Annotated in this window: 2 protein-coding genes; both read right to left on the bottom strand. The window is 68.8% G+C overall.

All coding sequences use genetic code 11. From position 1 onward, the window contains the following. Positions 1 to 5,526: RHS repeat-associated core domain-containing protein (locus ACIP79_RS42275; protein ID WP_401233330.1), on the bottom strand; the 5,526-nt coding region annotated here is incomplete at its 3' end. Between the two features lie 70 nt (positions 5,527 to 5,596). Then, positions 5,597 to 8,857, bottom strand: a 3,261-nt coding sequence (locus ACIP79_RS42270) for a LamG-like jellyroll fold domain-containing protein (RefSeq protein WP_401233327.1), incomplete at its 5' end; no start/stop codon positions are given.

The following is an 8,857-nucleotide window of genomic DNA, read 5'->3' as shown; positions in this document are numbered from 1 at the left end:
GGCCGACGCGGTGCCGTCTCCGCCGCCCGTCTCGTACACCCGCATGAGCCCGTTCGGGTCGCTGCCGGTGAGTGGGTTGTCGGCCGCGTACGTGTATCCGTCGATCTGCTGGGCGTCGGTCAGTTCCAGAACCGGGTCGTCGGAGATGAACCGGCCGATCGTCGGGTCGTATTCGCGGGCGCCCAGGTGGGTGAGGCCGCTGGTGGTGTCCTGGATGCCGTTGACGAAGCCCTTGTCGCCGAGCCATGCAGTGGTGGTCGGCTGGGTGCCGCGGGGGTTGCCGAAGGGGTCCAGGCGGCGGCGTGTAATGGTTTGGGTGGTGGCGTCGACGGCCGTCTCTGCCGTGTCGTGGGCGTCGGTGACCTGCCATTGGAGGCTGCCGGAGCTGGTGCGGACGGCGATGGTCTGGCCCGCCCAGGTGTAGTAGCGGGTGCCGGTGGTCGTGGTGGTGCCCTTGGCGAGGCGGACTTCGGTGTCGCCGAGGTAGAGCGTGGTGCCGGAGTCGTCTCGGGAGAGCAGCCGGTTGCCGTCGGCGTCGTACAGGTACGACACGGACGTGCCGTCGGCGTTGGTGGCCTTGGCGAGGTGGCCTTCGTCGTCCCAGTCGAGGGTCTGGGTCTTGCCGTCCAGCACACGAGTACGCGTGTTGCCGGTCGCGTCGTAGGTGTAGGAGTTGCTGGTCGTGGTGGTGCCGGTGGTCGTCGTTGACGAGGTCAGGGTGTGGGCCTGACTCGTGCCGGCCGGCGGATAGGTGAAAGAGGTGGTGGTGTCGTCGGCTCCGGCTGTCGTTGCGTGGTCGGTCTGGGTCTTGCGGTTGCCGAGGTCGTCGTAGGCGAAGCTCTGCCAGTAGGGTGCCGGGCCGCCCAGGACGGCTGTCGACGGGTCGGCGGCGCAGCCATCGGTAGCGGTCCAGGCCTGGGTGAGGCGGTCGTGTCCGTCGTAGCGGTAGCACTGGACGTCGTCGGTGCCGTCGGCGTGCGTGGCTGTTTGGGTGGGGTTGCCGTAGTCGTCGTAGGTGTAGGCGGTGTCCTGGACGGGGGCGGTCTGGGCGTCGTCCGTGACCAGTTCGCGCTTCAGACGGCGGGTGCCGTCCTCGTAAGTGTTGGTGATCTGGAGCCACTTGGCGGTGTCGGAGGGGGAGACGCCGAGGGTGAGCTGGCCGATGTCGCCGAGCTTGGTGTATCCCGTCTTCTGGACGTAGCCGGTGGCGCCGTTCAGCGTGGTCGGCATGCCCAGGCTGTTGTAGCCGTACTCGAGGGATTCGCCGGGCAGGCCGCCGGCTGCCGGGTCGGAGGTCAGCTGGACGGTGCCGTCGAGGTTGTAGCCGATCGTCGATGTGTACGAGCCTGCCAGGGCCTCTTCACCGGTGACCGACGGGATCGTGACCCGGGTCAGGGTCGGCCGGTACAGGGAGTCGTAGGCGCCGACCTGGCTGATGTACGCCTTGCCCGAACTGCCGCCCACGTAGCGGATCGATGAGGTGGGCAGGCCCTTGGCCAGGGAGTCGTAGGTCCACTTGGTGAGTTCGTGGGCGGCGTCCTTGGTGACGCCGTCGTACATGTCGGTGCGGCGGCCGAGGGCGTCGTAGGTGTAGCTGAGGGTCTTCTCCTGGGAGGTACCGACAGCGGTCGTGGTGGAGGCGACCTGGTCGAGTTCGTTGTACGCGGTGGTGCTGGTGCCGGCGTCCGGGTCCGTGGAGCTGGTCTTGCGGCCCATCAGGTCGTAGCCGTAGGACCAGGTGTTGCCGTCGTCGTCGACGACCGATTTCAGGCGGCTCTTCGCGTCGTAGGCGTACTTGATCGAGGTGTAGGAGCCGGATGGGCTGCCGCTGTCGTACTGGCGGGTCTCGGTGGTGCGGCCCAGGGTGTCGGTGAGGGTCGTGGTGGCGATGCCGCCCTGGGGTGGGGTGAGTGTGGTGCGGTCGCCGCCGTAGGACGTGGAGGTCGTCCACCGCTTGGTGCCGTTGGCATAGTAGTCGGCGGCGGTGGCGCGGCCCGCGCCGTCGTAGGTGGTGAGGGTCTGAGAGGGGACGGCGGAGGTGATGGTGGCCAGCGTCCCGGACGGTGCTGTGGTGTCGGTGTAGTCGGCGTCGGCCTCGACGGACAGGCCCCGGCTGTCGTACTTCGTCTCCGCGATGACCCGGCCGCCGTCCGGTGCGGGGGTCTGGGTCTGGCGGGGGCGCAGGAGTGCGTCGTACAGCGCGTACGTCGTGTCGTACGTGGTGCCGTCGTTGTTGAGCTTGCCGGTGGAGACCACCGAGGCCGCGGTCTTGGAGATCGCGTACGTGTAGACGAGGCTCGCGGACTGGCTGGAGGCCTTGGACCGGTTGGGCAGCCACAGGGCGGTCACGCGGCCGAGGGCGTCGTAGGTGTACTCGGTGCGCTTGCTGTTGGGGTCCACGACGGCGGTGGCGATGCCGCGGGCGGGGTCGAAGGTGGTGGTCCTCGCGTACGTCTTGGCGTCGGTGGTGACGGTGCTGGTGAGCGGGCCGCCGGTGGTGGGCGTGTACTTGGTGGTGCTGACGGTCGCGCCGTTGGTGTCCTTGACCGAGTCGACCCGGCCCTGTGTGTCGAAGTGGCTGGTGGAGACCGTCTGGTAGACCGGGCTGCTGCCCGAGTAGGAGGACAGGCGCTGGGTGGAGGTCTCGTCGCCGAGGGTCGGAGCTGTGCCGTAGGCCTGGGTGTCGTAGAGGGTGCGGACGTCGGACACCACGTCGTCCGGTCGCCTGGTGGTGGCGTCGCAGGCTACGTCGACCGTTTCGACCCGTATGGGGAAGGCCATCAGCCAGCCGGCCGTGTTGCTCGCGAGGGTGGTGCGGGTGCACTGTTCGTCGCCGCTTGCCGCGTTGTCGCCGGAGTCGTCGACTGTCAGGGCCGCGCCGGTCGCGTCGTCGTAGTCCGTGGTGACGGTGGTGTTGCGGGTGCCGCCGGAGGAGAGGTCGGTGCGGTTGTGGACGGTGCGGGCGCGGGTGTAGTTGGAGGCGCGGGTGCCGTCCGTGCCGGTCTGGTGGAGCCAGGGGTCGGTGATGGTTCCGGAGACCTCGGCGCTGCCGTTGTAGGTGATGGATTCGCGGACCGTGCCGGCCAGTGGATCGGAGTCGGTGACCGTGGTGCCCGTGGAGTCGGTGACCTTGGCGGTGCGGGTGGTGCCGTCGGACTGCTTGTCGCCGTCCATGCCGCGGAAGTACGTCGCGACCGTTTTCGTGCGGGTCGACTGGGCGTCGCCCGTCGTGGTTGTGACGCTGCCGTATCCGCGCCACTGCGACCAGGTTTTGCGTTTGGCCGGTGAGGTGACGTTGTCGCTGTCGTAGTGCCAGGCCGGGGAGCCGTTGTAGGTGTAGTCGGTCTCCTTCAGCGGGGCGCCGCCGGTGGGGTCCGACTCGGTGACCTGGGTGACGAGGTACTTGTGGAACCAGTCCAGTTGGGGATCGGCGGTGTACGGCGGCTGCCAGTAGGTGGGGAAGCAGCGCAGGGTGTCCGCGTCGGGGCTGCTGGGCATGGTTGTGCCGGCGACGCACTGGGGGTCGGAGTAGTTGACGGTGAGGACCGCGCCGGTCTCCGAAGTGACTGTGCGGACGCGCCATTTGACGAGGGCGGCGATGTCGTCGTGGGTGGTGTCGACGCGGTTGTAGAGCTGGATGCCCCCGAAGGTGACCGGTGGCATGGAGACGGTGCCGCCGTCCTTGCCGGTGCGGGTGATGGACTTCAGCCACAGCCCTGCGGAGGTGCCGTCGCCGGGGTCGGGGAAGGACTGGTCCAGGGCCCAGGAGTCGGCGTCCCGGTAGGCGGGCGTGGGCAGGCTGGCGTCCCAGACGCTGGTGGTGACACCGGTGAGTCGTTTGCGGGAGAAGAAGGTGGGCCCGGTGGCGTCGCACACCTTGCCGGAGGCGCAGATCTGGTCGTAGGGCACGTCCGGCCAGTGCGCGGCCGTGGCGGAGGTGGGCGAGGTGCAGGTTTCCGTGCTGGTGACCAGGCAGCGTTCGGCGGTGGTGAAGGCGACCTTCTCGGGGGCGGTGCCGAAGAACGTCGTAGCGGTGATGCCGTAGTCGATCCGGTTGAGGTAGCCGCCGCGGTCGTAGACGGTGCCGTTGTCGGTGGTGGTGCCGTTCTTGGCGTAGTAGTTGGTTTCCTTGGTGTACCAGTACGACATCGCGTTTCCGTGCGGGTCCACGACGTAGTCCAGGTTCCAGCGCCATGCCTGGGTGAGTGCGCGGCCGGAGAAGGACGTGCCCTGGTCGTAGCCGGGTTCGGTCGAGTCGTCGCCGAAGACCGGGGCGGTCCAGGTGGAGTTGGTGACGGCGGCTCCGGTGGTCCAGCCGGGGAGGCGGTTCTTGCCGAAGACGTACTGGGTGCCGTCCTGGGTGGTGACGGTCCAGTATTCGCCGTCGTTGTCGCCGTTCGTGGCGCCGGTGGAGTGGGTGACGCGTTCGCCGTCGTCGGTCTTGGGGTGCCAGTCGCCGGAGGTCGTGTCCTTGATGAGCGGGCTGGACTTGCCGCCGAGGACGAGGGTGGCGTTGTCGTTCGCCCAGCACTCGTCGTTCTTGCCGGACTGGCCGTCGTCGTCACAGGAGTCGTAGGAACGCTCGATGTAGGACGTGGAGAGGTCGAAGCCCTCGCCGATCCAGGACGGCTGGTTGTTGGTGGAGGGCAGGCGGCCGTCGACGCTCTGCGAGTCGTAGGTGATGGCCAGGTTCGGCGCGGGGCCACCGTTGGACGGAGGTACCGACAGCGGGTAGGACCAGGTGAAGTCGCCGCTGGAGCCACCGGCGTTCCATGCGGCCGAGGGGTTGAGGGAGGTCGCCTGGTAGGAACCGGCGCCGGATGTGGCGGCGGTGGCGGTCGCGGCGAAAGCGGTGACGGCCGTAGAGCTGACCGCTGCCGTGGTGGTCAGGGTGTGGTGTGCGACGTCGTTCGTGGTGGCGACCGGGGTCGTCGTCCCGCACTCCTTCAAAGCGGGAGTGGTGAGGGCGCAGGCGGGCAACCGGGCGAGGGTGAGGCGGGATGCGTAGTCGCCGCCGTAGGCGTTCGCGAAGCCGGAGTAGTCCAGCGTGAGCCGGGCCTGGCCGGTGCCCTTGCGGCCGTCGGCGCGGGACACGGAGAGCACCGTGCCATTGATGCCGAGGGCGGTGGCGGTCGCGTGTGCGGCGACCTTGACCGTCACCTTGGCCGGCGCTGCCCCCTTGGCCGGTGCGCTGATTTTGAGCGGAAGCTTGCCGACGGATGTGGTTTTGGCGGTGCTCTCCGTATCCGCCACGGACAGGGTGGCGGTGGAGGCCGTGGGCCAGAGGGTCGGCTTCGCCGCCTGCGTGGCCGTACGAGCGGCAGCGGCCTTGGCGGGGTCCTTCGACGGCGTCGTCCTGGCCTTGAAGGGCACGGCCGTGCCGTTCCTGGCTTCGGGCACGTCCACCGTGCGGTGTCCGTGCTGCTCGGCCGCCCAGACAGCCGGGGCCGTTCCGAGCCCCGTCGCCACCAGGGCGCTCGCTGTGACGGCGACGACCCACAGCCGTGTCCGGCGTAGCCCACCCATGACTGCACTCCCAGTTCGTGTGAAAGTCCGCTGAAGGTTTTCTGTGACGCCTGCCGGAAAACGGCTGGCGTTACAGAGGGATGGGCACTTCGGTGACGTACATCTGGTCGATCGCGGTGGCAGACATGACGCCCGTCCACACGCGCACGTCGTCCACCAGGCCGTAGGTGAAGTCGCTGTAGGCGCCTGTACTGATGCGTCCGCGGCCGATGTTGAAGGTGCCGGTGGCCTGCCAGGGCGAGGTGAAGACGGCGCCGTCCCCGGTGTCGTCGTCCATGTCGGTGTCGCCCTGTGCGCCCTGGCGAACTCCGTTGACGTAGAGGAAGAGTTGGTGGTGGGCGCCGTCGTAGACGCCGGTCAGCAGGGTCCACCCGCCCGGGTCGACCAGTTGCGCGGAGGCGATGTTGGCCGGCACCTTGACGACCGCGCTGCCGGTGGTGTCGGCGTTGGTTCGGCCGAACACCCACATGCCCTGCGCCGAGCCCGCCGCCTGGTCGTACCACAGGCCCCAGGAGTCGCGGACACCACCGGACTGGGTGGCGATGCGCCGGTGGTGGGCCACGCTGGTGTCGGCGAGTGAGGCCACGTCCAGGTTGGCCCAGGCGGCCACGGTGAAGTCGCCCTGAGAGTCCACGATCGGACCGGAGGCGGTGGCGTTGGCGGTCGACGTCCCGTCCAGGGAGAGGACGTTGCCCTTGCCTCCGTCGGTGTCAGTGGTCCAGGTGCCGCCCGTGGCCACAGTGGCACTGTGGCCGTAGCCGGAGGAGTCCACGGCACTGGTGCCCGAGGTCTCCTCCATGGTCCAGTCGGCGGCCAGTGCCGGGCGGGCCTGGCCCGTAGCCGGGTCGGTCATCGACTGGAGGTCGGCGATCTCCTCCTCGGACAGGATGCGGTTCCAGGCGGTCACTTCGTCGAGCTGGCCGGGGAGATAGTCGGAGAACACAGCGCCGGTCTCGCTCCGGCCGATCTGCAGTCCGCTGGTGGCCTGCCAGGGGGTGGTGAAGGAGACGGGATCGCCTTGCGGAACTCCGTTGACGAAGAGCTGGACGGTCTTTTCCTGCGCGTCGTACACGCCCATCAGATGGGTCCAGACGCCGACTTCTGGAGTGGTGGTGGAGATCGACCGGGTGGTGGTCGGTGAAACGGTGTCGGAGGCGGTCCGGTTGAAGACCCACGCCTGGTAGGCGGTCGAGTAGTACAGGGCGAACGCCGACACGGTGGTTCCCGGCTGGGACACGACCACGGCGTTGTGGGAGTTGCCGGTCAGCCGGGCCCACGCCGCGACCGTGAAACTCTTGGTGGTGTCCAACGCCGACGAGGTGGTGGCCGCGTACGCGGAACTGCCGTCCCCCTGCCACGCCTTGCCGAGCCTCGCGCGGTCGGACCAGGTGGCCGCCCCGCCCAGGGTTGCCGCCTTGCCGCCCACGGCGTCGGCGGCCGTGGTGCCGGTGCCTTCGTCCATGGACCACTGGGAGACGGGACCGGCGCCGGGCTCGACCTTGAAGGTGTAGGTGTAGCTGGCTGAGGAGTTGCCCGCCGAGTCCCAGGTCTGCACGGTGAGGGTGTTCACGCCCCGCACGTCGGGAGCCAGTGACACGGCATAGCTGCTCGTCGCGGTGGCGAAGGTCTTGGTCCGCACCGGATTGTCGTTCAGCTGGTAGGTGTACTTGACGACGTCGGTGGCGCCGTTGGCCTTGAGAGTGAAAGCGGCTGGGGCGCCGACACCCCCGTAGGCCGTGCAGTCATCCGGGGTGTCCGGGTTCGCGCACTCCTGGTATGTCGTCGAATCCACGTCCGGCTGTACGGGAGCCGTGCTGTCGATCCGGAACCAGCAGCCGGGACTCCAGGCCGAATACATGTAGCCGGTCGTGCCGCCGAAGGAGTACTTGTACTGGCTGCGCGCCCGGAACCAGTACGTCTGCCCGTTCGTCAGCGCCGGTGTCGTCCACGTCCCCGCGGTGCCCGAGGCCGTGTAGGCGGACGGACTACCGGAGCCGGCCGAGGGGTCGGCGGCACTCGCGTCGTAGCGGTACACCTCGAAGTTCGGGCGCAGGGTCGCCTGCGAACCGTCCGCCGACTTCGGCGCCGCCGCCAGCGTGGGGGTCGTGTCACGGATCACCGCGGCGGTGCCCAGGCTGGTCGCACACGCCAGGCTCGGGTTCGACATCTTCACACCGGTCGGGGCACTCGGCTTGGACACGAACGTCACCGACAGGGTGGGCTTGGTGTCCGACGGCGAGGCGAACTGCTTCCACGCGATCTCGTCGTTCTCGTCGGCGGCTCGCAGACCGAGTGTGGTCGTCGAGCCGGACTGGCCGGCCGTGTAGCTGACGGCACTGGTCGCGTCGAAGGAAACGTTTCCCCCCGGGCAGGAGGACGAGTACCCCTTCGCCGTGCTCACCGAGTCCACCTGGGCGGCCCACGACGGCTGCGCGGACCACTTCGTCGACGACGAGATCGATCCGGTACGCCACAACTGCACGGCCCTGTCCGTGCAGTTCGCCGACCACACCTCCAGCGCCGTGAAGGTCGCCGAGAGAATCTTCCTGCCGCCAAGAGTGTGGGTGTCGAACTGGTACAGCGAACGGGCCTTCTTGTTGTCGACCCACGCGTCGTAGCCGACACCCAGCGCGTGCGAGGTCTTCCAGAACGAGGTGGAAGGCGAAGTCGACCACACCGTTGTCCAGCCCGACAGCGACGCGCTCGCCGTCTGCGGATCCAGCACCACGGGGTAGGTGGTGTCGGGGTCGTCGAGGAAGAACCGGTCGGGCTTCAGCGTCAGCGCGTCGTCCGAGACCGTCACATCCATGGCCGTGGACCTGGCCCCGGGGGCCGGGCCGTCCAGTGGGCCGGCGTCCGCGGCCGCCTCCGAGGCGGCTGCCGTGACGGCGAACGACGCCTTGGAGAGCGTGGACGACCCTGCGGCCGGAGCGGGTACGGCGTTCGAGGAGTCGTACATCAGGGCCGTGCCCGTGGTGAACACCGGGCGCCCCTGGCCGTCCACGAACGCGGCGCCGCCGGAGCCCGTGTCATGGGCGGAGACACCTTCGACGGACACCGGGAAACTGATGCTCGACAGTCCGGCAGCCTGGGCCGCATCCCGGGACTTGACCACCAGGTTCTCGCTGAAGCCGTCCGGCGTGGCCTGCACGGCCAAATCCGTCCCGGGCATGACATCCGCATACGTCGCCGTGGAGCCCGACAACACCGGCACGGGCAATGCCCACGGTGAGCCGACGCGGTAGGTCTTTCCGTCCCGGGTGATGCTCGCCAGCGCGTCCTGGGAACCGCCCCCGGAGAAAGTGACGTCAGCCGCGGAGGCTTTCGGTAC

The sequence above is a fragment of the Streptomyces sp. NPDC088747 genome, assembly GCF_044751025.1.
Classification (GTDB): Bacteria; Actinomycetota; Actinomycetes; order Streptomycetales; family Streptomycetaceae; genus Streptomyces.
Note: the sequence above shows the minus strand (reverse complement) of the source record. Positions and strands in the feature narration are given on the sequence as shown.